17 protein-coding genes and 1 pseudogene are annotated in these 25,966 nt (G+C 49.7%); 17 read left to right on the top strand and 1 reads right to left on the bottom strand.

What is annotated here, in order from left to right; translation table 11 throughout:
* Positions 1 to 38: 38 nt before the first annotated feature.
* Genes H1230_RS30270 through H1230_RS30230 form a run of 9 tightly spaced genes read left to right on the top strand, consistent with a single transcriptional unit; the run spans position 39 to position 11,385 of the window.
* The gene (locus tag H1230_RS30270; protein ID WP_239713459.1) at positions 39 to 758 is read left to right on the top strand and encodes a metal-dependent hydrolase; all 720 of its coding nucleotides are present in this window, start codon (positions 39 to 41) and stop codon (positions 756 to 758) included.
* A 21-nt stretch (positions 759 to 779) separates the two neighbouring features.
* A complete protein-coding gene (locus H1230_RS30265; protein ID WP_239713458.1) occupies positions 780 to 1,223 on the top strand; it encodes a hypothetical protein in 444 nt (147 codons plus the stop codon).
* A 7-nt stretch (positions 1,224 to 1,230) separates the two neighbouring features.
* A complete protein-coding gene (locus tag H1230_RS30260) occupies positions 1,231 to 1,548 on the top strand; it encodes a hypothetical protein (protein ID WP_239713457.1) in 318 nt (105 codons plus the stop codon).
* Positions 1,545 to 4,025: a hypothetical protein gene (locus tag H1230_RS30255; protein ID WP_239713456.1), complete on the top strand. Its 2,481-nt coding sequence runs from the start codon at positions 1,545 to 1,547 to the stop codon at positions 4,023 to 4,025. The genes H1230_RS30260 and H1230_RS30255 overlap by 4 nt, the downstream gene beginning before the upstream one ends.
* Positions 3,994 to 6,045, top strand: a complete 2,052-nt coding sequence (locus tag H1230_RS30250) for a P-loop NTPase family protein (protein ID WP_239713455.1) — start codon at positions 3,994 to 3,996, stop codon at positions 6,043 to 6,045. Before H1230_RS30255 ends, H1230_RS30250 begins: the two co-directional genes overlap by 32 nt.
* Entirely contained in the window at positions 6,011 to 7,864 is a 1,854-nt protein-coding gene (locus H1230_RS30245) for a TraG/VirB4 family ATPase (RefSeq protein ID WP_239713454.1), read from the top strand. The genes H1230_RS30250 and H1230_RS30245 overlap by 35 nt, the downstream gene beginning before the upstream one ends.
* 12 nt (positions 7,865 to 7,876) lie before the next feature.
* A complete protein-coding gene (locus tag H1230_RS30240; RefSeq protein WP_239713453.1) occupies positions 7,877 to 8,983 on the top strand; it encodes a M23 family metallopeptidase in 1,107 nt (368 codons plus the stop codon).
* Position 8,984: 1 nt separating this feature from the next.
* A complete protein-coding gene (locus tag H1230_RS30235; RefSeq protein ID WP_239713452.1) occupies positions 8,985 to 9,236 on the top strand; it encodes a hypothetical protein in 252 nt (83 codons plus the stop codon).
* A gap of 7 nt (positions 9,237 to 9,243) precedes the next feature.
* Positions 9,244 to 11,385, top strand: a complete 2,142-nt coding sequence (locus tag H1230_RS30230; RefSeq protein ID WP_239713451.1) for an FtsK/SpoIIIE domain-containing protein — start codon at positions 9,244 to 9,246, stop codon at positions 11,383 to 11,385.
* Positions 11,386 to 11,560: 175 nt separating this feature from the next.
* Here H1230_RS30230 and H1230_RS31810 read toward each other — a convergent pair.
* Positions 11,561 to 11,682, bottom strand: a pseudogene (locus H1230_RS31810) (IS256 family transposase); the annotation flags it as partial.
* A 207-nt stretch (positions 11,683 to 11,889) separates the two neighbouring features.
* Here H1230_RS31810 and H1230_RS30225 point away from each other — a divergent pair.
* The 8 genes from H1230_RS30225 to H1230_RS30190 all read left to right on the top strand — a co-directional run bounded on the left by H1230_RS30225 (position 11,890) and on the right by H1230_RS30190 (position 25,955).
* Complete coding sequence (locus H1230_RS30225) at positions 11,890 to 15,813, top strand: DNRLRE domain-containing protein (protein ID WP_239713450.1); 3,924 nt, start codon at positions 11,890 to 11,892, stop codon at positions 15,811 to 15,813.
* Between the two features lie 54 nt (positions 15,814 to 15,867).
* Positions 15,868 to 21,021, top strand: coding sequence for a polymorphic toxin-type HINT domain-containing protein (locus H1230_RS30220; RefSeq protein WP_239713449.1), 5,154 nt, complete (start codon positions 15,868 to 15,870; stop codon positions 21,019 to 21,021).
* A 22-nt stretch (positions 21,022 to 21,043) separates the two neighbouring features.
* On the top strand, positions 21,044 to 21,514 hold the full coding sequence (locus H1230_RS30215) for an SMI1/KNR4 family protein (RefSeq protein WP_239713448.1): 471 nt from the start codon (positions 21,044 to 21,046) through the stop codon (positions 21,512 to 21,514).
* Between the two features lie 616 nt (positions 21,515 to 22,130).
* A complete protein-coding gene (locus tag H1230_RS30210) occupies positions 22,131 to 22,535 on the top strand; it encodes a hypothetical protein (protein WP_239713447.1) in 405 nt (134 codons plus the stop codon).
* Positions 22,535 to 22,747 carry a hypothetical protein gene (locus tag H1230_RS30205; RefSeq protein WP_239713446.1) on the top strand — a complete coding sequence of 71 codons (213 nt, stop codon included), beginning with the start codon at positions 22,535 to 22,537 and terminating at the stop codon, positions 22,745 to 22,747. Before H1230_RS30210 ends, H1230_RS30205 begins: the two co-directional genes overlap by 1 nt.
* 15 nt (positions 22,748 to 22,762) lie before the next feature.
* Positions 22,763 to 23,014: a hypothetical protein gene (locus H1230_RS30200; protein ID WP_239713445.1), complete on the top strand. Its 252-nt coding sequence runs from the start codon at positions 22,763 to 22,765 to the stop codon at positions 23,012 to 23,014.
* Positions 23,011 to 25,083: a TadA family conjugal transfer-associated ATPase gene (locus H1230_RS30195; RefSeq protein WP_239713444.1), complete on the top strand. Its 2,073-nt coding sequence runs from the start codon at positions 23,011 to 23,013 to the stop codon at positions 25,081 to 25,083. Before H1230_RS30200 ends, H1230_RS30195 begins: the two co-directional genes overlap by 4 nt.
* Positions 25,080 to 25,955, top strand: a complete 876-nt coding sequence (locus tag H1230_RS30190; protein WP_239713443.1) for a type II secretion system F family protein — start codon at positions 25,080 to 25,082, stop codon at positions 25,953 to 25,955. Before H1230_RS30195 ends, H1230_RS30190 begins: the two co-directional genes overlap by 4 nt.
* Positions 25,956 to 25,966 lie beyond the last annotated feature (11 nt).

Raw genomic sequence — 25,966 nt, 5'->3', positions numbered from 1 at the left:
GGTTATTTGTGCTGTTCCCGGAAAGGGGGTGATATCAAATGAATCGACAAGGACATGTAGGGCTGGCCATTTTAGCGGGTTCGGCAGTGCTCTATGTTACGCCAGTGATGCCCATGGTGCCTGCTGCCGTATTGATTTCGGCTGCGGGGATCGGCGGACTGCTGCCCGATCTGGATCATAAGACCAGTACGGTTAGTAATAAGCTCCAGTTCTCGGCAAGGACACGGAAACAACTGAAGGGATTATCCGGTCTGTCCGTGGGCATAGGGATCTTGTGGTTTATCCTGCAGCAGCCGATGCCCTGGCTATGGTTAGCAGGCGGTCTAGTCCTAGCCTTGGCATCCCGTCTGCGGATGCTCCTCTTGAGTGGACTTGGACTGCTCTTCATTGCGGGATATGAACTTTACGGCCTGCATTGGCTCACGCTTTTGGCAGGCGTTGCCATGCTGGTGATGCCTTTTGTCAAGCATCGCGGGATTATCCATAGTCCAGAGTTTGCCGCTGTCTTGAGCGTTGGCGTGGTCTCGTTTACCGCTACGCAGCCCGTTCTGTTCCAAGCGCTCGGCTTAGGCCTGCTAGCCGGGTGGTGGTCGCACTTAGCGGGGGACGCAGTGACGGTGGAGGGTATTCGTTCCGTGCTCATGCCACGGCTTAAAGTGGCGCTGAATATCCTGCGAAACGGCAGTACCGCCGAGCGGTGGATTGCCCGATGTTGTTGGGTGAGTAGTATCGCACTTTGGCTCATTACATTCTATTGAAAGCAGAAGGGAAGAGAAAAAATGAAAATAAAGAAGACAGGGACCCTTGTGATGATGGTCCTCTTTTGCATGTTTATCATGCCGATGATGGCCTATGCTGCTGAGGATAATCCGATCACCAAGATCAAGGAGAAGATGAAGTTCAACTGGAAGGTGCTGGACGGACTGGACTTTGTATTTACACCGATTGGCTTGTTCATCTCTTTAATTACGATTGCCACGCTGATATTTGTGGTGGTCCGAGTCATTATCAAACTAGTCAAGATCAGTACAGGTAAAGGCACCATCAAGGATAAGTGGTTCTGGATTGAAGCGGGTCTGATTGTATTTATTGTATTCCTCTTCATCAGCGGAGCCTTCTTTAGTTTCCTTGAAAATATATACACCTGGACATCTACACAGGATCTTGGAGGTGATAAGTCGACCTCGTTTATCCAGCCAGATCTTCGCAACTTAAGGGGCTAATTCAGCGATGGACAACGATTATATCTCGAAAATGAAAAAAATGTATATCGTCGATCCGGATGTGGTGGACAATTTGAACTGGCTTTTGGTTTTGGCCGGAGCCACAGGAACGATTCTTTGTGTTTTCGCCTTATCCTACTGGCTGATCCGGTTTTTCGCTTTCCTGTTATTGGCAAGCCGGGGGGCTAAAAGTCTGAAGGATACAAAGTTTTGGAAGCGGATGGCGGTGGGGCTGCTGCTGATTTTGTTGTTCATGACCGGCTCGGTATTTACTGTGCTGTCACAGTTTTATGATTATATGGCTATCTGGGGGTGGGGAGATTGAAGAGGCGTATTCGTGTGCTGGCAGTCATACTGTTGATGTTGCTCAGCATGACAACCAGCCTGCTGAATGTAACGGTTCAGGCATCATCCAGTCAGGTTACACAACCATCAGGAAGCAGCGCGGTAAAACTGGCCTCTGCACTACCTACGCCGACAATTGCACCGCCTGGCACAGCGGAACCTGCGGAGAGAGAAACGAGCTGGTATATACCCGATTGGGTAGATGACATGATTCAAAAAGTCGATGATATGATCCAGTCGTTTAAGGATCTCATGTCCGGCAAGCTGATCAAAGATGCCATTGAAGGACTCATTGTTTTGCTGGTGGACGAACTGATGTCTCCCCTCTATGATGCCTTTGCCAAAAGCTACTTGTTCACGCCGCAAATTGCCGAAATTGCCATGGTGCAGTCGGGCTGGTCTCTGTTTATGATCATTGGTCTCGTGTTACTCTTTATCGGGATTTCGTGGCTGACCTTTAAAATCATTCAAGGCAAAAAGGACCTGGGCAGTTTGCTCAAGGTCTTTTTCATTTGTTTTGTCGCTACCTATTTCTCATTGACGGTGCTGAATATCGCCAATGTCGGCATCAACTGGATGGCCAGCAAGATGTTCGAGGGCATTATTGGCACCAGCGGGATTGCCTATGAGGGGCTAGAGGGTCAGCAGATTTTAAAAGCGATGATTGTCGGTTCGGATGGAATTACGGAAGCCTCGTATGCGGCGCAAACCTTGGGTGAGCTTACTGTATCCACAAGCGGAGGGATCTTTAGTCTGCTCAGTTATTTGTTACTGGTGGTGCTGCCTTTGTATGTGGTAGCGGTACTCAAAACGCTGGTGCTGATGTTTATGGCCATCCTGGTGAATCTGTGGATTACCCAATCTGCTTATACAGGGAAACTGGAGACGATGATCGGGTATGCGAATTTGTATTTGCGGACCTTACTAGTCGGCCTGATCTGTGGTTTACATTGGGCTATTTTTGTCAAAATGCAAACGGACTACGGTGAGGGAACCGGCTTTTCGGCTGCAATTGGGATTCCGCCGATCATTTTCGCCATCCTCAGTGCGCTGGCCTTGCTGGTCTTCTTCTTCTTTTTCTGGTTAAAGCCACTGATGAAGGCCACCCAAAACCCGATGACGCTCAATGGAGCCCAAGTGGTGGAGTCGATGGGGAAATGGGGAGAACGAACATCCACTTCACTCGATTCCATGGGCAAGCGAATGGGCTCGGAAGGGGTTCAAAAGAAGGCGCTGAGCATGCAGGAGGCCAGTAAACGGATGCAGAACGCAGCGGAACGCATGCGTACCCAGCGCAGTGTCGGCAGGGACAAAATGGTATCCAGTCTCAGCGGAGGGCTGTCCGAATCGGTGCAAGGGATCGCCTATCATGAGCCGGAAGAGTGGCTGGAAGAAGGCGGTCAGGTCCATGTTGATATCGAGCATGAACTGGCATTTGGGGAGTCGGAAATCAAATCATCGGCGCTGAACATTTCCACAGTTCTGGGGGAGGAAGGCTTTCGAAGTGTTTCCCTGCTGCAGGCTCCTGTTGCCCAGCGCAAACAGTTGACGAAGAAGCTAAGTACCCTGAAGAAAGAATACCAAGACGATGTACAGTGGGACGAGCGTACCGGCGAGTTGATTTTGGCCGGTCATACCCTCGATATGCTGCCGCAGCTGGAACAGGATGGGTTTGATGTCTCTGCTATACGTGAGGGTATGTACAAGGATGGAGCTTTTGTGGATCTGAATAGTGCACCACAAATTACGATGCTGAAAGACACCACCGAAGCCGAGCAAGCGGTGAAACAAATTAAAGAAGCCTTGCCGCTGTATACCCAGGCCAAACTGCCCCAAGGCAAAGCTTCGGCGGCGTACCATGCACTGCAGGATCGCGCCGATGAATACCCATGGGTCAAAGAACTGCTGCTGGAGCAGGGGGCACTATGGTTGCCGGATGATTATCTGGAAGAAGCCACTGAAGTGCTGGAGGGGATGTTGGCCCAGACCACCCGGAAGATCCGATATAACTTCCCGCGCCACTCTCGGTTTGCTGCCACCATGGTGGAGGCATGGGAACGATCCGGTTCAGTGAAGGGGCTGGTGGAAGTGTTGGAACTTGCTAACGACGAGTCTCATGTCTATGTCCCCGAGGAACATCTGAGTGAATTTCAGAAGGCGTATGACAGTTACCGGAAAGACCGCATCCCCTACTGGCGTGCCAAAGACGGTGCGGTCTATGTCATTAAGGACCGCGTACCGGTCAACTATGGGCAACCGCCACTGGATGGACTGGATATGGGAAGCTTTGAAAAACTGCAAAAGGAAATGCTGCATCGGCATGAGAAGCAGCGGATCAAGGAAAGTCAGAAGGCAAAAACAGCAGGAACCCCGGAGAAAGCTCAAGACGCTGGGAAACCGAAAGACAAAGGGCAGGTGAAAGGCAATGGATCAGGATCAGCAGGAACGGGAAGATGAGCTGCTGCGGGCTAGCTTTATGGGCGATATCCGTGAGGATGTACAGTTTTTAGGATTGTCCCTGACAGATATCGGCTGGATTGTGGGAACGACGCTGGTGATCGGGGGCTTCCCCTTTCTGGTCCCGTTCCCGGTGATGTTCAAGATGACCTGGATTGTAGTGATCTTCATGGTGAGTACGCTCGGGCATATGCTCAAGTGGCCGTATCGCCTGAAGCGTTACATCCATGATGTACAACAAAAAAAGGAAGGAACCGGGGAAGACCTCGGTTCCTTCCTTGGGGTGGAGGAAGACGGCTGGCTGTACCGCAGCGGGAAGACCTTGCATGTGGTTTCCTCATTAACTGCGGCCCCGTGGAAAACGGCGGTATTTGCGCAAAAACGGACGCGAATCGGCGGGTTTGAACAGTTTCTGCGTGCGCTTGTGCAGGAAGGCTTCTCTGCGCAAATCTCGGCAGAGCAGATCCCGGATGTCCGCCATGATTTATGGAATCAGAAACGAAATCGTCCGGCGGCAAGTGAAGGCATCCAGCAAATGAAGCTGAACCGGATCGAGATGTGGGAACGGCTGGCCCGAACTGGGAAGGCGCTGCGCAGTGAATATACGCTGACCCTCACCACCTCAGAATCCAAAATCAAGGTCAGGGAACGAGCAGATGAACCGGCAGACCTGAATCCGGAGGAGCTGAAGCGGTTCCGATTGCTGAGTGAACTGCAGGAGAAAAAAGATCGCGTGCTCAATACACTCACTTCTCATGGAGGGCATAGCACAACCCTATTATCCGGATTTTCACTGCCGGAGATCTTGGGACGCTGGTGGGACCGGACCACTTGGGAAGCTTGGAAAATGGATGAAGGCTCATGGGCTGAACCCAGCCTGTCTATCGAATTTGAGGAGTCAGATCAGCAGAAAGAGCAGGAGGAGGTTGAGGTGGGAGGGCAAGCTGAAGAGCGCTCGATATTTAGCCCATCACTAGTCAAATTCATGCAGGGTGAACCCGAGGGAGACGAAACAGAAGCCGAGGGAATCCCTGAGATTAATGAGAAAGCTCCCCCCGCGCCATTGGTGATAGAGGAAGGGATTCCCGAGTCGTTTGGGCTGAGCAAGCTGAAGCTCAGAAGATGGCCGATGGCTAAGTGGCTGCAAAGCTGCAAAAAAGGGTTCTCCATTCTCCGGACAAAATGGAAACATGTTATTCTTCCTCGTTTCCGCAACTGGGCGCGGAGCTGCCGTGTGGGCTGGCACAATTTCCGAACCCGAAAAGGTGAAGTTCCAGCAATCGCATTGGAGCCTAAGCAGAAGGGGTTAACTGAAGAGGAGGGGCTGCAGCAAACTTTGTCCATTACCGGCCCCAAGGGGCTCCAAGGCATTGTGCTGCTAACCTCCCCCGTGCCGAGCGGCAAGTCTTTTCTGGCTGCGAATCTTGGGGTGGCGGCAAGCCTTTCCGGAAGCAGAGTGAGCATTGTAGATATATCGCCCGATCGGGGAACCAGGACGGTGCTCAATCCGTTAAAACAACCTTCGGAGCTAGACGCATGGGAAATCGGGTCCGGCAAGGCAGCGGATTGGCTATTGTTTACGCCAACAGGTTATCCATCTTTACAGCAGTTGGAGCAACTACTCCAGAGCCGCGCAGCAGTAGACGGGCTAGTCATTGCCGAGATCCCCTGGAACTATCCTGAACGGGAGGCACTGATGCAGCGGTATCGTTCCGTCGCGGTCATGGACTGTGATTATCACCATTGGCTGCGATTTACAGACGCGGCCTCATGCTGGGAGGGCGAGTTCTGGCTGAACCAGAGTACCCCGGAAATGGCCTCCAAGATGGCTTCATTGCTCAAGGAGCAATATCAGCAGTGCTATGCGGCAGTCTATCCGTATTTTCCAGCAGCAGCATATGGATTATACCAAGGTAGGCCCTTAGCGCTTGATCCGGAGAAACGTATAGGACTGAACTCATTGCTAAATAGAGAGGAGACAGCCCATGAGCCTGCTCAAACATACGAATCGGTTAGTTAAACGGTGGATGAAACAGCCCCGGCATGTGGTGGTGAACATGCTGGATGGAAAGGATGGAAAGTCCGCTCATTACGTGCGGGTCCTCATGGTTCAGGAATATCCACCAGAGATTATTGCCGGGTATCTGGATCAGCTGGATGGAGTCGTTACCCATGCTGGGGCTAGCTTGCGCAAGACGATACGGTATGCGCAAAGCGATATCAAATTCAACACCCGGATGAAATACAAGCTGAACCGATTAACGGCCAGCATCAACGATCAGAGCGAAACTGATCCGGCGCGGAATGCGGAGATTGCCGCCAAAGAAACCATTTTGGCCTTGCGGGACTCCACCCTGTCGAATGACCACAAGCTGGTGGAGGTGCAAACCTTCTTGACGTTATCCGCACCGAAGCTGCATCAGATTGAGGCGGCAGAGGCGGGGCTGAAGCTTTGGTTCGATAACATGTCCGGGAAGCTGAATGAATTGAAGCGTGAGCAGAGTGAGGCGATGCGGCAAACCGCCCCTGCAACTGATCCTTACGGGGATCACAGTGAATTTTTTAACAAAACCCATTATGGGCGGGTCACGACAGACTCTGTCGCAGCACGCACCTACCCGATGACCCGAGGCTCGTTCTCCGATGCTGAAGGACTATATTTTGGTCGCCGGACTGAGGACGGCGGCTTTTGTTTTGTCAATCTGTGTGATCCGGATGATCCCCGGGCGCAGAACGTCACCGTGTTCGGCAAGACGGGGGAGGGGAAAAGTTACTTTCTCAAGGCACTGGTGGTGTCACTGTTGGAAGAAGGCGTGCATGTTTTTGTGTTTGATTTAGACGGGGAATGGCGTGAACTCTGTGAGTATGTGGGAGGCGTATATATTGATCACACCACCGAAGAAGGTCGCTATTTTGAACCGCTGACGATCATGCCTGCCATCACCGAAATTGACGAGGAATGTGTGCAGTATAATCGCTCCCGGTACAAGATGGCTGAAAAAAGCGGTGTGCGCACCTTCTCGCTGCTGGGGGAGAACTTAACCCGTTCGGAAATCTTTGAAGTGGGAGAAGCCATCCGCAGAATCTACCATGCCGCAGGGATTGAGAAGAAAACTCCAGCAACCTGGAATGCTCCCACCGGACCGAGGCCGACGATTCATGCGGTGTTTAGAGAAATTGAAGAGGCTGCTCGTAGTAATGCCGATGCCAAAAGCTTGTATGACAAGATCAAAATCTATTTTATCGGGATTTATGATGATGTTTTTCAAATCGAAGAGGCTTCCAGCTTTCATCAGAAAGCGCCACTCGTGGTCTATCGGGTCGGTTCCGGCGAGGCGGACGAGTCCAAAAAGGATGAATCGGCTAAGCAAGCGCAAATCAAAATGTCGATGGCCTTTGAACAGGTCAATGCTAACATTCATCTGCTTAAAATTGCCGGAGCCGATTTCTCTGCTGTGTTGGTGGACGAAGGTCAACGGCAATTGCAAAATCCGGAACTGCGCAGTTATGTCTTCACCTGGTACACGGCGATTCGGAAGCAAAATGGCATGATGATTCTGGCAGGAAATTCCCCAGCCATAATGCTGGATACCGCAGCTGGAGTCGGCATGTGGGAAAACACCAGTGTGCGCGTGTATTTTTACATGGAGCAATCGGCGGTACGTTTACTGTCCTCCCACGCGGATCTGCCACACGAGATACAGGAACTCATTACTCAGAATGAAGGGACACAGCGCTACATTTTGGAGAATCACAAACGCTACGATGAACTGATTATGCATGTCCCTCCGGAAGAGCATGTCCTGTACAAAACGCGGGGCCTGAAAACCGCAGGATAGGAGGGAATGCAGATGGAAGTCGTTAAAAAGGCCAAAGACATCAAGAAAATCATCGGGCTGATTTCAGCGCTAAGTTCTCCGGGAATCGGCTTGGTGCTGATCTTCCTTGGACTCGCGGCGCTGATTGTGTTATTTGTATTTTTGCCAGTTATGATTTTCTCGGATGCCGATAGCTATAAACCACAAACAGCAGGCGAATATGGCTGGATGGCTCCCGTGCAGTTGGATGAAGATGGTTCTGCATATATGTGGCCCGTGCCGACTCTTAGTCAGGTATCTTCCTCGTTTGCGCTGCGTGATCTGTTTGGGACAACCCGAATGCACAAGGGCATTGATATTGCGAATGGAGCCGCGAACACTGAGTTGCAGCCCGTCTATGCTATGGCAGCAGGTACGGTGACGTTGGCTGGAGTAGCCAGCGGGTATGGTCAGGCGATTATGATCGATCACGGCAACGGGCTGGTGACCACATATGGGCATCTATCTGCTCAGATGAACGTGTCCGTGGGTGACAAGGTGAGCAAAGGTCAGTTCATTGGCAAAATCGGACAAGGCATCGTCGGACGCTCTACGGGACCGCATTTACACTTTCAAGTGGAGCTGAACGGGGTACCCGTTGATCCATTGGAGTATGTATTTCCTCCAGGTTCGGAAATGCCAAGCTTGCCGAGTGAGCTGGGATATCAGTCTTTAAATATGGATAGCATGCTGCAGTTTCTGGAGAAGCGAAAATCAGCGCTGGCTGATCGCAGTCTGCTGCAGATGATCGATGACGCGGGGCGAACTAAAAATGTATCTCCCTATCTGCTGATTGCCATTACCGGACAAGAGCAATCTTTTGTGCCGAGAAACAATAACCATGCCTCCGAGATTATCCGAAATCCGTGGAATGTTTATGGATGTTGGTGCAAAGGTAAAGGGGCGCAACTCTCGACCGGAGAATCGGCGCAGATTGCTGCGAATACGATTACTAAGCTGTCACAGGATCTTCCTGCCGGAAGAGATCCGATTCAGTGGCTGTCGGCCAAAGATAATCCGCGTGGTTACTATGCCGCCGATAACGGATGGTGGATCGGGGTATCCAAGTACTTCAAATTGTTAGTAGCGGGGAGCGGTTGAAATGAATTTAACGGTAGTCATTATTGCGATATTACTGTGGGTATTTTACAAGAAAGGCAGCAATGGTTTACCGACCTGGTTCGTCAAAGCGCTAGGCGTATTTTTGATCATTATGCTGCTGCGTAATCTGAATGAAGCGTACCATTTTGTGTTTGACGAGTCGGATGCGTGGTGGCCCTTGGTGAAAGAAAATGCGGCACGGTTTAATCAGCAACTGAGAGACTTACTCCAAACTATGATGAAAGGAAGTTGAGACCACTGTGAGCACTCCAGATCCACCGAGAAAAGAAACTTTTGGACAGTTCGTGAATCGTCTGAGCGCCATTGCTGCGCTGGGCAGTGTGATCGTATTGTTCCTGGAGCCTGCCCCGGAACTCAGCCATTTGGCACATACGGTGCTTCGGTATGCGATCACCTTGTGGGTATGTATTGTAGGCCTGCCCCATGTCGCGGTCATAGCTTGGAAGCACAGAGATCGCTTGTGGCCGAGACTTGCACAGCTGCAGCAAATGATTCGAAACCGGGAATGGAGACCGGAGAAATACTCAGCGGACATTTCGCTAACTACACTGCCGAGTGCCGGAGGTGTGGAGTCCATACCCACCGCACCTCAACATGGCGAATGGGACCACAAGCTGACTTTGCGGGAAGAGAAGCATAGCGCCCAACGAGGGCCCTACGCTCTATTCCCGCCGAATCCCCGACCCCATTCCTCTTCACTTTTAGCAGCAGAGCAGGCTTCAGAACTTATCTTCAATACCGTACAGCTGGCGGGACTCAAAATGGATGAACCCCCAGAAATCTTGTCCATCGATGCGGGGCCAACCTTGCAAACCATTTCGTTCCGTCTGCCTGCCCGTCTGCAGCTCAGTGATCTGGTCAAGAAGAGGGATGATTTGGCGAACCATATCGGACATGACCGCAGTTTTGCCGTCGCCTCTTCGACGTTTCCCAGTGCAGCGGCCTTTGTGATCCCGCATAAGGAAAGAGCGTTTGTCTATATGAGTGACATGTCCAGGGATCTGCTGCAATTTGCAGAAAAGGCACAGCTGCCCTTGGTCTTTGGGAAAGACATGGAAGGGAATCCGATGCTGGTCGACTTAGCGAAATTGCCGCATCTTCTGGTGGCCGGGGCTACCGGCTCGGGGAAATCCGTGTTTATCAATGGGTTACTCACTTCGCTGGCGACTGCGCGTTCTCCGCAGCAAGTACAGTTTCTGCTCATCGATCCCAAGATGGTCGAGTTTACGATGTATACCGGCTTACCGCACTTGATTTCCCCGCCGGTCACTGATCCGAAGCGGGCGGCACTGACACTCAAAAAACTTGTGGTGGAAATGGAAAAGCGGTATAAGTGCTTTGCTGAAGCCGGTGTACGGAACTTGCTGCAGTATAACCGGAATCATCCCCAGGATCAGATACCCTACATCGTCACCGTGATTGATGAATATGCGGACCTGATGGTCATTGCCCGGAATGATGTGGAAGAAACCGTGCAGAGGCTGACCCAAATGGGACGAGCTGCGGGGCTTCATCTGATCTTGGGTACCCAGCGTCCCAGCGTGGATGTCGTGACGGGTGTCATTAAGTCCAATCTACCGTCCCGAGTAGCCTTTCATTTGCTGAGTGTTTACGATTTCAAGACCGTCATGGATACAGGAGGGCCGCATCTGCTCGGTGCAGGAGATGGCATTTGCATGCTGAATGGAGGTGGGCAGAAAAGATTCCAATCAGCAGCGATCAGCGCGGATGATGATGAGACGACTCATTATATTGAGGCATTAAAGCGCTATTGGCGAAATGAAGTGCGGCTGCAAAAAACAGATCCGGAAGCAGAAGCAGAGGGGGATTCTTCTTTGCTTAGTGTAATATCCGATGAGGAAGACAAAGAGCCATTGGAGGTGGAAGCTGAATCTGACGGACCGACACCGGGAAGTGTGATCCCCTTGGGAGAGTGGACGGATCTGGAGGAAGAAGAGCCACCTATAAACGAGAGTGTGTACGATCAGGTGATTCGCTTGGCGCGGGAGCATAACGGTGTATCCGGTAGGCTGCTGCAGCATGCTCTGAACATTGACTATGTGACGGCAGCAACCTATGTTGAACAACTAAGCAATGAAGGAAAGGTCGCACCTGAGTATGATCCGGAAACAGGTTTGAAGCCTTGGATGGCCGATGTCCGGGAGAGTGATGATGAACTGCTGTTTCGAATGCAGCGGATGATTTGCCAAACGGGCTCTGCTAGATCTGCTGAGTTGCAGCAAGAACTTGGTATACGTAAAGAGAAGGTGCTGCAGTTGATGAGTCAACTGGTGAAACTTGATTTTTTACTTCCCCGACAAGCACCAAAGGGGGATATACGCTGGCTTGGGATGAGGAGCAAATTCAACGATTTTTATTAAATGAATATGAATAAGGTCAGATCAATAGATTTCTAGTTCCCGTTTCTGGTTCCCACTTTTTAAAGTCGAAAACCCGCGTGGTTATGGGCTTTTTTCTTGATGATAAATTGCCACTTCAACTGGGAACTAGAATGGGAACTAGAAAATACAGTCTATTTTTGATCAGAAAAGGAGTCTTCTGGATTTCAGTTTGAGGGTAGTAGGATACAATCGCTTGAGAGAACCCAGACAGATTGTTTAAACAGGTGGTGAGGTGTCCTGAACTCTGCGATTCTTCAGTTTATTCCGCATGCTAAGCTAAAAATTGGAGGACTTGTTCTTTGGTGGTTTTACATGAAATTCTCACAAGAAAAATGTGGGTTATTGTCATTATATAAGAGACTTTGTCGAATTATTCAAGAATTGTTTTAAAATTGATACTTTGTGTTTATTGACAGAAGCGTAAACCTCTATTTGTTTACCGATATGAAAAAGACACTACTAAATTTGGGAGGAATACGTAACATGCAGCATAAGAAGTCGATTTCTATTGCACTGGCGCTTTTTTTAACCCTTCAAGTTCTATCCGGTTCTATGTTTGCAGCAGGTAAAGAAGGCTCTAATCGTATTTCTGCAAATTCCACTTCGACAGTAGACACACTTCTTAGCGCGAAGGTGGATTTCCTTCATCCGACGGAGGAGTACGCATCGCCGATGCTAGAGACGAAGACGGATAATGTCGATCCCAGTTCATTGAACGCATCAACCGACACTTCACAATCTTTAATGTATCGCTCAGACTCTACTGTCACTCAAGCTGTGTATGTTAAACAACCCCTTCCAGCGAAACCTTCACCCTCGCTAGAATTACCAGACGAACGAACTTCCAATACGAAAACCTATCAACTCCAAGATGACTCCTATGAGACCATCATTAGTACCGAAGCACTACATTATCAGGATAAGACAGGAGACTGGCAGGACATCTCTCTATTATTGACAGACGAAGCAGAAATTGCGAACCAACTGGATGTTCCCTTATCCCGTGATGCATTGCCTGAAGTACCTGTTCCAGAGACGACCGACAGCAAGGGCAAGCTACGCTTGAGTCCGGAATTATCCAAGCTAAACAAAGATGCCTTCCGTGCCCTTCAAGTCCCCTTCGATGTGCGGATCAGCAAGCAGTTCAGTAAAGGCTATGAAATTGGAAAAGGCAGCGACCGTCTATCCTTCGTTCCTGTAGGCGCCAGTTCAAGCCGAGCGGTAGTTCAGCAGGATGTATATGGGAATTCGCTGATTCGTTATCCATCGGCTTGGACGGCAACTGATGTGACCCTGCAGTTAATGGCTAATGGGATGAAGGAATCCATCCTCCTGGCTTCCAAAGCCGCACCGTCCTCCTTCAGTTATGAGGTATCTAGTGGACTCAGCAAGGAATTGCAGTTGGGAGAATTACAGATCGAACCGGCATGGTTGATCGACGCGGTCGGAACGTACCGCGATGTTCCCCAAACGCTGCGGAATGTCGAAGGCAAGACCTATCTGGATCTGCTGCCGGACTTAAGTGGGCTGGTCTATCCGGTAACATTAGATCCAACCGTCGTTCTGAAGTCTGCCAACAATGAAACGAAGGATACGACGCTAAATGCTCATGAACCGGATCGAAACTACGGAACAGACCCACGTCTGTATACGGGCAAGGATGTCAACGGCAATCATTTCCGTACCCTGCTGCAGTTCGATCTGAGTCAGATCCCTGCTGGGGAGTACACGGTGCTGGATGCTTATCTTACGCTGAATCAGACAGCGGAGTATCAGTATAATGCATCCACGGAAGTTAAAGCCCAACGAGTTACGGGAACATGGGAGGAGAATACAGTGAACTGGAATAACCAGCCTGTCTATGCCGCGAATATAGACGGATTGGCTTACAGTACCGTTGCTGTTGTAGGTGAAGGTGCTCAAGTCTTTTATCTCAAAGAGTTGGTATCGGAGTGGGTTAATGGACTGTACCCTAACTACGGTATTGAACTGCAGGCGGATAATATAACAGCACCGAATGTGAAGAAATATGTGTCAGCAAATACCAGTGCTGCAACACAGCATCCGTCGTTGACGCTTCACTATACCATGCCGAATCAAACCTGGAATGGAGTTACTTCAAGCGCCGATTCCTTAACATCATTTAATCAAAAGAAAATCGATTATACATCCGACGGTTATCAGTGGATGCTTGTCCGTGATGGTGGGGATTTCCGCCTAGACGGCATGAAGCCAGAGGAAAATACGTGGTTTCATTCAGGCACCCATGCGCTCGGAGCTGCCAATGGTTCAATGTATATCGATCAGGACAACTATCTTCATTTAGCCTATACATCCGTAAGCGGTGGGATCAAATATGTCCGTGGAACCTATAACACTACCGCGCACCGTTGGACACTGAGTACTCCCGTTGTGATATCTACGGATGTCACCATGAACGTTCCAGATCTGGTGGCCCACCGGGCACTCACGGGTGGAGGCTGGACCGTTCACATTGTGAGCTCCAAACATAGTACAACCGCTTCAACCAACGGAGCGGTCTATAACCGCATCGATATTTCAGCATCCGGTGCGGTGGGAACCTTGGCAGCTGCAGTCCTGTTAGACAGTGGAACCAAAGGCGTTCCCACTTGGCCGTCCATTGATTTTCAACATACGCCTTCGGCCATCGATCACGGCAAAGCGGTGAAGGATGGAGCCCCAAATCTGTACGTGGCCTGGAATGCTGGAGATGCTGGCACAGGGTTAGGTATTCGTTACAAGCAGGCGACATTTAGTGCAGGAAACTGGACATGGGCAGGGGAACAAGCGGTAGATGAGAATCAATACACAACCACGGATCGTGATTGGTTTCTCAGCGTTTATGATGGCAGTCGTTCTGTGGTCTTTGGCGCCTTGCGCAACACGGCAAATCAAAAAAGTCTATTAGCCTACACCATGCAGACCACCAGCAAGAAAATTGATATGTTTTACAGCGCACTAGCCGAAGGCAAACAGGCCTTGTATGGTTCGGGCAGCTATGATGCGCAGGGGAATTTGTATTTTGCCGGATTGTCAGGTGTGGCCGGCGACTTTATTACCTTTAAGTGGAGCCGGGCGGCGCAAAGCTTATCGCTTCCGAAGCAGGTAACGCCACATCTTGGCAGTTCTTACGCCACGATGAAAAGAGGAGACAATTACAACACCATCGAACTGGCGACCAGCACACAATCGGGAGCGGACGAGACCTTATACGATATTGAGCACAGTGTGATTCTCGATACGATTGAGCGTGAATTCACCCAATATTCGTATGACGCGGCTTCCCGACTGAATTATATTTTGCTGCAGAATGGAGACGGAATAGCTTTCACGTATGATTCTGCTGGCAATCTGACCCATAGGCAGCTGGATGAACAACCCGATACCAATGGAACAAACTTAGTCATCAATGGAAGCTTTGAGGTTACGGAGCATACACCGGGAACAGCGCCGGGAATAACGGATCCTCATTATGGGTGGAATATGTACACGGTTCCAGGCAGCACGGCGAGTTTCGAGCCGGTAGATCTGCCAGTCAGCAGAGGGAACAAAGCCCTCAAACTAGAGGTCAGCCAGCTTCCGCAGTCTCAAAGTGATTTTGTGTATCAAACGGTGGGGGTAACGGGCAACCAACCCTTCCGCTTAAGCGGCAAAGTGTACAAGCAGGCGCTGTCTCAGGCTTCCGCCGTGCTGTCTGTCGAATTTCTTTCGGGAGATCTGACGGTATTAGGCAGCTATGAACAAGAATCCACAGGCGTGAAGACCTCCTATGAGACTTTGCAAAAGAAAGGCTGGATTCCGGCGGGCACCGTCTATGCCAAGGTGTACGTCAAGGTTAAAGCCCTAAATGCCAACGCGTCGGGAACCGTGTTCGCAGATGCCATTACTCTCGAATACACGGATGATAATTTACTCTGGAACCCGGGATTTGAACGCACGAAGAGCGGACAACTCATTGAATGGGGAACGTATACAGCTCCAGGGTCGACAGTGGTGTTCCTGCCTGTATCCGATGCCTATGAAGGTGCTTCAGCGATCAAGCTTTCAGCGAGTCTTTTGCCCACAGGTGCCTATTCTTTCGTCCACCAAACGAAAGGCATTGGGGCAGGAGAAACGTATGCGCTTAGCGCGAACTATAAGGCAGAGAATCTTTCCAGCGCAGTAGGCGTGTTAGCGGTACAGTTCTTTGACGGAAGCGGGAATTCGCTAGGGTGGATCGAGCAGACCGGTACGGCTTCCGGCAATTACAATCCCCTCGAATTACATGGCGTTGCGCCCGCCGGTGCCGTCTATATCAAGTACATGATCGGACTGAAGGGAACAGGGGTAGGCGGTCAAGGCAATGTGTTTATTGATAATGCCAAGCTTAAAGTTACGCAGCCTTGATCAGCTATTCACCGTTTGCAAACACCCACTAACCCATAAAGCGAGGGAAAACTTTTGAAAATACGATCTCTTACCTATTCACGGCTCAAGCGAGGGTTAGTCGTTCTATTGTCCGCAGTCTTGCTGTTTCCGGTCATTGCCCCGGAGCCAGTCAAGGTCTATGCAGATACCGCTAACAATTCCGTAACCCTATCCAATCTGGACACGATGAAGTCTCTGTATAACATTTCTGCCAACACGCCTAATAATGGGATTTCCGGCGGTGAAGAAATCTCTAATCTGACGGGTGCATTGACCCTAACGGCGACCGATCTGGTGTTTCCAGGCCGTAACGGCCTCGATGTATCCCTAACCCGGATTTATAACTCGCGGGACAGTAATCTCACCAATCCGAAGGCCGTCACGACGAATACCGGAAGTCCCTATTTATATACAAATGATTCAACTTCGGACAAGAACACACATAATGAGAAACGGTACAACCTTGGAGCAGGCTGGTCGTTCGCTTTCCCTTCTGTGGAGACGCGAGATGGGGGGCAATTATTCCTGCATTTTACGGACGGCAGCGTGTACCGGATTACCGGAACCGGGACGGCCCGCACCCTTGAGGATTATCCGCTGCAGGATGTAGCCTTTGCCACCACCACGAGTACCATCGGTGGATTAAGTGCAGCGTATCAACTGACGGATACGCGAAATACCATCACTTACTTTGACAGTACTGGCAAGTGGATCGGAACTCGGGACGCGTATAACAACGAGGTCACGGTAGCCTATATCTCCCAGCCCATATTTGGCGGGACGAGTATCCCAGTCATCCAATCGATTACAAGCAGCGCCAACCGGGTAATTAGCTTCTCGTATCCAGATGTCAACACGGTGACTGTGATGTACCCGATCGACGGTACTAAGACCGGCAAGCTGGTGTACAACAAAACAGCCATTGCTGGCCAAACAAATGAAATGCAGTTGGCTTCAGTGGATTCTTTTAGCTATATCGACAGCACCAACAGTGCCAATAACCAGAAGCGGACCACTTCGTACGGCTACACGTCCAAGACTGCAGCATTTGATTATGAAACCGCAGATACGACCAAGCCGAACGGTTCACTAACCTATCAACTGCTGAGCAAAGTTACCTATCCGACCGGCGCATCCAGCAATTATGTCTATGAGACCGCCGCGCAGAAGAAGTTCCTAGGCGTGAATGGATATCTGGAATTTTACCGAATAGCCGAGCGTTATGACAGTCTCAAGGGTCCAACAGGAACCGCGCAAAAGACGCAATATACGAAATACACGTATGAAACGGGTAAAAACTTCTCCGGCTACGGCGTGACCGGGGAGAGTAATCCGGATAGTCTGTCAACCGGCTTCACGGTTACCAACAGCATGCGAACCTTTACCGATCCCGACACGGCAACCCCTTCGCAGAACCGGCTGATAGAGAGCAAGACTTATAATAATAAGCAGTTACTAACATCTTCTTCGGCAGAACAAGAGGGGGAGTACAAAGAATCCACCAGCTACACCTATGACGCGCTGCGTGAATTGGCCACGGCCATTCGCCAGAGTTATTACAGCATCGATGGCAGCGAGGAATCCACTTACACCGAGAATTTGTATACGTATGATGCTTATGGCAATGTGCTGACATATACCGACCCCAAAAATTATCGGTCCACGTATACGTATCACGGCACGTTCCACAGCCTTCCGGTAAGTGAGGAAACGACCTATGGGTTGACAACGGGCAGTCCGGTAACCCAAAAGTTCATCCAGACAGTCTCCATGGCGAAGCCGGAAGTTACCAAGTCCGAGCAGAAATATAAGAATTCAGCCACGGATACAACAGAGCAGACGGACACCACCGAGTATACCTATGATACGTACGGAAATGTCTTGACGACCAAGCTACTGCTGGAGGATAGCAAAAATCAGTTGACCACATATACCTATGACAGCAACAGTCTGTTCCCGGTCAGTGTGAAGCAAGAGGTCACCAAGAACGGGACGACCCGCACCGTTGAAGAGAAATACGAATACACGCCGGGTACAGGCTGGGAGAAGAGTTATCTGGATCCCAACGCGGTTAAGGCGGGCACCACTGCCGTCGCCAGCCGTAAATATGAGACGGAATACGATCTGGTCGGACGCGTGACTGCCATAAGATCGTCGATGATCACCGGCGAATCGGCCAAGCCGGAACGGACCTTTTCTTATACCTATAACACGACAGACCAGACCTATACCACCCAGGGGATAGACGAAGAGGGCAATAAAACTCTTAGTATCTACGACGGCCTCGGCCGCATCCGTGAGGTGAAAGCCCCCGCCGCCAATACGGTGATGGACAGCACAACGGCTACCCATACACCGGTGACGAAGCAGTCGTACCTGTATAATGGGTTAGGTGAAGTGATTACTGTGAAGGATGCACTGGATCGTGCGACCACCTACGACTATGACAACGTCGGGCGCGTCAAATCTGGCATCTCGCCCATGAATATTGAGATGGGTGCTTCCTTCAATGATATGTTGCGAACGGTTACGACTACATCACCAATCACACTGACTAGCAGTGCCACGACCGAATCGGCCAGCGATGAATTAGGCCGCATGACCAGCACTAAACAACTGAACAGCGACCCTACGAAGAGTGACATTTTACAGCGGTCTACGGCCTATGAGGTCGGACAGGATCCGTTCCGGGTGTCGTCTGCAGATGGGAATGGCAATCAGGAGACCTATCAAGGCAATGGTCTAGGCCTGCTGGGTGACCTGAAACAGACCATTAACGGACAGGAGCAAATTTCTTCTTACGGCTACAACAAATTGCGGCAGACTACGAGCAAATCTATCGGCGGACAGATTCAAACGTCGTATGCTTATGATGAGCTGGGTCAGCGTATCTCCAAAACCGACACTACCGAGGGTACCGAAACCTATGGTTATGACGACAATGGAAACCTGACGGACGGTACCGATCGGCTGGGCAATCCAGCGCTGCATACGTATGACGAGCGGAACCAATTAGCCGCTTGGAACTATGGCTCTGCAGGCAGTGCGGTGACGGCTAGCTTCACCTATTACAAGAATGGGTTACGCAAGTCGATGACGGATGAGACGGGCACGACACAGTACCAGTACAACCGGGATTCCACGCTGCGGAAAGTGACGTATCCGGACAGCAAAACGGTACTCTACGAATATAACGAATCTGGCACGCGTAAGAGCATGACTGACCCTTTTGGAGCGATCACGCTATACCAGTATGACAATGATGACCGCATGACGAAGGTGTCTTTGAAAGAAAGCAGCACCGGCGCTGAAGCAACGCAAGCCCAATATACGTATACCGGCAGCGTGCTGGATACCATCACCTATGGCAATGGCCTAATTACCCAGTATGCCTATGAAGACGGGTTTGGTCGTCTGACGGGTATGAAACATCTGAAAGGCAGCACGATCCTGAACCAATACAGCTATACCTATGATAATAACGGGAATATTACAGAGCGGACCTCCAACGGCCAAACCGAAACTTTTGGCTACGACGAGTTGGACCGGATCATCGCCAGCAGCGAAGCCAATGAACAGTATAGCTATGATGTGAAGGGCAATCGGACGGTGCAATTGTCGACGGCTTCGAGCCTGCACACGGACACGATGGATTATACCTATGATCAGGCCAACCAGTTGAAATCGGTCACTCGCAACGGAGTCGTCACCACCTATAAATACGACGGCGATGGCTTGATGCGGGAGAAGAATAACGGCAGCACTACCCGATTCTATTATGACGGCGAGAATATGATCGCCGAAGGCAGTGTTTCTGGCAGCACCATTAGCTTTAAAGCCAGATATGTGCGCGGCTATCAGCTGATCAGCATGAAGAACCAATGGGGTACGGTAGGGTATTATCTGGAGAACGGTCACGGTGACGTAGTGAACTTGTACAAGCAGGATCAGACGCTTTTGAACACTTACGACTATGACCTTTGGGGAAATCCTAAGGTCACCGAAGAGGCAGACCAGTATAGTAATCCCTTCAGGTACGCCGGCGAATACTGGGATACCAATACGGGCTTGCAGAACCTGCGAGCGCGGTGGTACGATCCAAGTATTGGACGATTCATCACCGAGGATACGTGGGAAGGACGGATTAACCATCCGGATAGCCAGAACCCGTATATCTATGTGGTGAACAACCCACTGATTTACGTGGATCCAAGCGGACATATTTTTGATGTAATCTTTGACGTGGCATCCCTTGCTTATGACGCTTATGAGTTTGTACAAGACCCGAGTTGGGCAAATGCAGGTTATATAGGTCTGGATGTAGCCGCAGCGGCGATTCCTTTCGTTCCTAGTGGGAGCGCTCCGCTTCGATCGTTAAATAAAGTGGATGATGTATCCGACGCGGTGTCTTCGGTGAAGAAGGCCGTCAGTAGCGTATGCAATTGCTTCGTTGAAGGAACGGAAGTGCTTACGGATCAAGGTGAAAAACCGATCAAGGAGATTGAGATCGGAGACAGGGTCCTCTCCAAAGATGATGAAACCGGAGAAGTAGCCTATAAAGAAGTCGTGGGACTGTTCCAGAAACAGGCCGACCAGATCTATACGATCCACATCGGGGAAGAGATTATCGAGGTAACGGGAGAGCATCCGTTCTGGCTGAACGGTCAGGGATGGACACTGGTAAAAGAGCTGAAGGTTGGAGATTTGCTAGTTTCCAGTGAAGGTTCCAAACTGGCCATTACCGAGATCGAGAAAGCGCCGCGGCAAACGACGGTGTACAATTTTGAAGTCAAAGATTTCAACTCCTACTTTGTATCGGACCTTGGGGTTTGGGTGCATAATTGTGCGGTTGGGGGCACGGGAAAAATCAATAGTTATGATGGTCTACCTTTTTCTTATAGTTTAGAGCCTGTTAAAAAAGGTGGTAATAGTATTGCTGACCAAATGACTGAACGCGGATGGAATGACAAGCGGATTGGTGAGGCAATAAACGAACCTGCAGGAACTGTTGATTGGGTAGACCAAAGAAAAGGACAAAATAATGCTCCGGTCACAGGGAATTATCATAAAGAGGGAGGATATGTATCTAGAAGGAACGATTCTGGTGAAATTATTCAATCAAGCCAAGTTGATGATCCTAATTGGATCACTTATTGGTCACAAGATACAATAAATTGGAATAAGTAGTTTTAAAGTGGGTGGTAATCCTATGATTATCATCCACAACCAATACTTAGTATTAGAGGGTGAGAAGATGCTTGGAAATATAGAATGGAAAACAGAATATAGCTTTGCTGAAATAGAGACAATAAGAGTGGTTGAAAATAAACTTTGTATACATTTTCCAATTGATTATCTTAATATAGCTATAAAGTTTCAGGGTGGAGAGCCATCTTCAAAGACCATAGTTGTAAATGGTAATATAATAATTTTCGGATTTCTATTGACATTTTTAGCTTTTGACGAACTTGATATTTTAGATATATACAACTCAGTAAGATATACCTTACCACAGAACCATTTTCCTTTCGCTATTGATGAGAAAGGAAATATGTTTTGTTTTGATTATAGTGGTGGAGATGTTCCCATTGTCGTATTTGCGGAAAAAGAAAGGGGTAATACTGTTACAACTAGTTACATAGCTCAAAGCTTTTCAGATTTCGTACAAATGTTGCAATGATTTTTCTGATCCAAATTGGGAATTTGGTGGTTACTGTGCCGAATTAATCCATTTCAAACTCTGAAACTAGAATTCAGAGTATCGTTATTCAACTCGTAAATAAAATAAAAGATAAAAACTCAAATGAATTTGGAACTCCAGTTTCTGAATTTTTGTCCAAGGTAACTAACACATTAAACCTTGACTGGCTTCGAACCTTTCAAGGTTTCTTTTTTTGTGGGCTATCCAGTGCCGAATAAACACATTTTTCAACCAACAACACATAAGAATTAGGTAAAGTTCGTCCGGTTATAGGATCGATGCCCCGAGGTTGTGTGGGATTCATAATTCGAACACTGTCCACTTGTTTATTTATACCACCTTTAAACGCTTTTCACAGCTAAATTCAGTTGGGAAAATCGTCTGATTTTCGGTTTATACCTTCATGGGAGCTTAATAACGGTCATTCCAATGTCTTGTACTTAATGATCATCAATCCAATAAACCATACTTTTTACGTACTTTTAGTATACGTTTCCCTTGAAATAATGAGGTAATCTTAGATCATGCAAGAACACAAAAAGAGGCCGCCCCGGCAATCCAAGGGGCGGCCTTTGCGTTGGAGGAGGAGAGTGTTGTGCAGGAGATTGGATTTAAAGAAGCAGGAGAAATGTTGAATACGCCGGTCAGCACACTGCGGCGCTGGGTCGTTTTATTGGAGGAGCAAGGTTACACCTTTAACCGTGAAGGCAAACGCCGATCACTAGATTGGCGGGATGTGGGTGTGCTGCGAGAGGTCAAACTCAGTCTCCCGAAAGGAACGCTGGAAGAGGCGTTTCGGCAAGCTATTTCTTCATCAGTGGTCACGCAGCAAGAATATAAACAGGAGTCACAGCCCGTGATCGACGGAAGCGAATGGGAGGCCTTTGACACCCAAATCAGCAGCCTGAAAGAAAACCTGTATTGGCACGGCCAAGATCAGGCAGTGAGCACTTTGCTTACGGCTTGGAGAGCATTAAAGGACACGATGGGGAGGGAATAATGTTGGGGAAAAAGTACAGCCTTGCTGAGCTGAAGGCCTTACCCACGCTGCAACAATCACACACGGATAACCTTAAAAAGGACACCGGAAATGAACGGATCTGGTTGTCGCGAATGACTGTGGGGGATGGCATGCACTACAACAACCAGGTCACTGTGGAAGTGTACACCAATGGGAAATGGAACACCGTAGATACGTATCAGGCACAATGAAGGAGTGAACATCAAATGAAAACCTATGCAAACTGGACAGGGGATCTGGAAGATTATCTTCAGATCGGTGATGTGGTCGATGAGGAAATGGCTGATCACTTTCTGAATGTGCTGCCTCCGGCCTGCTGGACAGACAAGATCATTCAAATTGGTGAGCCCAACAGCCACGTGGGGGGCAGAGCCACCTACGCCACCTTAGAAAAAACAGGTAAAGGCTGGGTGTACCGGGGGAATTGTCACCGGGGCGAGACGGAGGCCAGATCATGACCCGCAAGGCACAGGTGATTGCCTTCGCGAATCTAGGAGGAGGGGATGCGATTCAGGGCGTAATGAAACTGCTTCGCACCTTTCCCAAAGATCAGCGCATTGTCGTGGCTGAATTGCCTTGTGTCGGCTTGCCGCGTATCGCCTATACCTTTGATCAGCAAATTGCAGATCTCCACAAAGAGCGAACCATGGATCAATTCCTGCTGGATCTGGACCGGCAAGCACTGAAGCCTGTGCATGAGTACATGGTGCAGCGGAATGGTGTGGACTATGTATTGGTGAATCCGCGGGCTCAACCAGAGTCACCGGTGATTCGTAAGTTGTCCTCGAACCAAACCTTGATTTCCGCACCGGTGGTGCTGCGCCAGCTGCTGGAAGCCGATTACGATGTTATTCTGCTGGTGACACAAGGCACACTTATTCAGCCGACCACTCACTTTGCCCTTCGGACTTCAGATGCGGCAGTACTTTACAGCGCGGATGCTATTGATTTCGTCGGCAACTATACTCATTACTGCCGCCTGATTGAAGTGTTCGCGGTAGAGCGAGAACGGCTGTTTCTGTTCACTGTCGATACCAACGTGAACATAGACGAAGCGCCTATTTATACTAAATTCAATGATCTACTCAAGCACTGGAAGGAGCTGGAGCCGAAAGAACTCTCGGAACGGAAAGGGCCATACCTTAGTCGCGAAAATGAAACGGTAGGCATCATTGAACCCCTGGAGTATCTGAATGTACAGATTTCCATCCAGCCTCTGAATACCGAGTTATCGGAAGGGGATGCCAAGAAGCTGGAGAGTCTGCTGAACTTCGTGCGTTTCCGGCTGCAGGGAGATCACCTGGATGAATACGTGCAGTCCCTGACGCATGAACCCTCACGTCAAAAAATCCGTTATTATATTTCGGATTTAATCCGGGAGCAAAGTGAATATGCCCTAACCCTTCCGCTGAGTGAGGCGGTGGAATGGGTACAGAAGGAGATTACAGAACTCGGTGTGCTGCAGGAGATTCTGGATGATCCCAAGATCAGTTCCATCGAAATCAATGGTCCGGATGAAGTGATCGTGGAGCAGGACGGCATCGATGTCCATCGTCCGGACATCCGTTTTCAGAGCGTGGCCCATCTCTATGAAGTGATCAACAAGATGCTCATGCCCATCGGGAAACCCATCTCCAGCACTGATCCGATTGTGGATGCCAACTACCGGGGATTTCGCATATGTGTAGTCGCAGACACCAAAGAATTTCAAGGCATTAGCGCCAATGCACCGCTCATTAGTATCCGGAAATTCCCTCCGGATGTGTATACGGATGAGCAGTGTATTCAGTATGGGAACATCTCGCAGGAGATTGCGGATTTTCTGCATTTCATCGTTCCTAAGGGAGCCAATATCGTGATTGGCGGCGGTACGAATAGCGGAAAAACCACGCAGCTGATCCGCCTGCCAATGTGCGTGGAGCCCATCACCCGGATTATCTCTATTGAGGACTCCGAGGAAATGATGCTGGCTAGCAAGACGCAGTATATGAATTACCCGAATTTGCCTTCGCTTCTGGTCAAAGAAGTGGAGGATGAGAAGAAGAGCTACGGTATCGCCAAACTGATCAAAGCCTGCTTGCGACTGAAGCCAACCTTCATGTGCATCGGAGAAATTCGGGATGAACCAGCGGCGCAGCAAAGCCTAATTGGTATGAACACGGGGCACTCGATCTGGACAACCATTCATGCCAACAGTGCCAAGGAAGCAGCCACACGGTTCTTGCAACTGAACGGGAATACCCCAGCCGCAGCCAGTCAAATTTCCGGATCGATTGACCTCATTCTGTTTCAGAAGAAACTCAGTAATGGAGCCCGAGTGGTCACGGAATTGTCTGAGCTAGTGGGTTACCGAGGAACGGAAGAGCCGATACTCAACCCCATTTTCAAATACGATTACAGCCTGAAACGTCATGTTCGGGTCGGCAAGATCCAATCGGAGGCGCTGCTAGAAAAAATCTATTTGAAAGATCCGGCGCAGGAAGACCTTCGGCGCTGGTGTGAGGTAAAGGAGTTGAGGGCGATATGATGTCCATTCTGCTGTTGATCGCAGGCTTGCTGATCTCCTTTGGCATTTTCTCGTTTCTTCCGGTAGCCACCAGTCGTTCCAAAAGGCTACGGATCGCTTTTGGATTTGAAAAAACTCAGGCGGAAGCAAAAGCGGCAGGCATTCGTTTGGAATGGCGTAATTATGTGCAAATTCTCGGGATCTCCTTCGGCTTGGGGGCTGGGGTCGCCTACTGGACAGCTAACATTTGGTTTGTGGGTGTGGGGGTCGCCATGGGCATCATTATCCCCAAGATGATCATTTCGACGGTGAAGTTCAACCGTAGAAAAGAAGTGCTCATGAATCTGCCGGCCAATTTACGGCTGCTGTCTTCCAAGTTCAGAGACTGCAAGTCGCTGCAAAAGTCACTGGAGACCTCACTGTCCATGATGAGTGGCGTGACGGTCCCTTTGTTTGAGCAGATGTTCGTGTCGCTGCGAATCGGTCTGGATGTTCCCACGGCGCTGGATCAAATGAAACAGGCGGTGCAGTTCAAGAAGTTCGATGACTTCTGTGAGAAGGTGATGGCCGGGAACAAGGACGGGTTTCATGCCCGTTCAGTAGAAGGCATCCGGGAGAGCATTACGGATATGGCTTCCGATATGCAACTGTTGCAAGAGATCGACCTGGAGAATGAAAAGAAGCGCATGGAGCCGTTTGTGGTCTTTGGCATCAGCCTGATCTTCCCTTTCCTGTTTGGGTATCTGGAGAGCCAGCTGGTGGCAGAATTCAAAGCGGCGACAACTTTGCAGACCGGCATCGGCAAGCTGCTGCTGGCGAGTATGATCGTGTCGGTGATGATTGGACTATGGAAGAAGGATAAGCTGTTGCGGCTGAATCTGGATGATTTGTAAAGGAGGTGAAC

Source organism: Paenibacillus sp. 19GGS1-52 (genome assembly GCF_022369515.1).
In the GTDB taxonomy this organism is placed as follows: domain Bacteria; phylum Bacillota; class Bacilli; order Paenibacillales; family Paenibacillaceae; genus Paenibacillus_AQ.
This window is presented reverse-complemented; position numbering and strand designations above follow the sequence as displayed.

Bases quoted from the DNA above. Each gene is read 5' to 3' on its own strand.
- H1230_RS30270 (WP_239713459.1), top strand. From the start codon at position 39: ATGAATCGACAAGGACATGTAGGGCTGGCCATTTTAGCGGGTTCGGCA.
- H1230_RS30265 (WP_239713458.1), top strand. From the start codon at position 780: ATGAAAATAAAGAAGACAGGGACCCTTGTGATGATGGTCCTCTTTTGC.
- H1230_RS30260 (WP_239713457.1), top strand. From the start codon at position 1,231: ATGGACAACGATTATATCTCGAAAATGAAAAAAATGTATATCGTCGAT.
- H1230_RS30250 (WP_239713455.1), top strand. From the start codon at position 3,994: ATGGATCAGGATCAGCAGGAACGGGAAGATGAGCTGCTGCGGGCTAGC.
- H1230_RS30245 (WP_239713454.1), top strand. From the start codon at position 6,011: ATGAGCCTGCTCAAACATACGAATCGGTTAGTTAAACGGTGGATGAAA.
- H1230_RS30240 (WP_239713453.1), top strand. From the start codon at position 7,877: ATGGAAGTCGTTAAAAAGGCCAAAGACATCAAGAAAATCATCGGGCTG.
- H1230_RS30235 (WP_239713452.1), top strand. From the start codon at position 8,985: ATGAATTTAACGGTAGTCATTATTGCGATATTACTGTGGGTATTTTAC.
- H1230_RS30225 (WP_239713450.1), top strand. From the start codon at position 11,890: ATGCAGCATAAGAAGTCGATTTCTATTGCACTGGCGCTTTTTTTAACC.
- H1230_RS30215 (WP_239713448.1), top strand. From the start codon at position 21,044: ATGATTATCATCCACAACCAATACTTAGTATTAGAGGGTGAGAAGATG.
- H1230_RS30205 (WP_239713446.1), top strand. From the start codon at position 22,535: ATGTTGGGGAAAAAGTACAGCCTTGCTGAGCTGAAGGCCTTACCCACG.
- H1230_RS30200 (WP_239713445.1), top strand. From the start codon at position 22,763: ATGAAAACCTATGCAAACTGGACAGGGGATCTGGAAGATTATCTTCAG.
- H1230_RS30195 (WP_239713444.1), top strand. From the start codon at position 23,011: ATGACCCGCAAGGCACAGGTGATTGCCTTCGCGAATCTAGGAGGAGGG.
- H1230_RS30190 (WP_239713443.1), top strand. From the start codon at position 25,080: ATGATGTCCATTCTGCTGTTGATCGCAGGCTTGCTGATCTCCTTTGGC.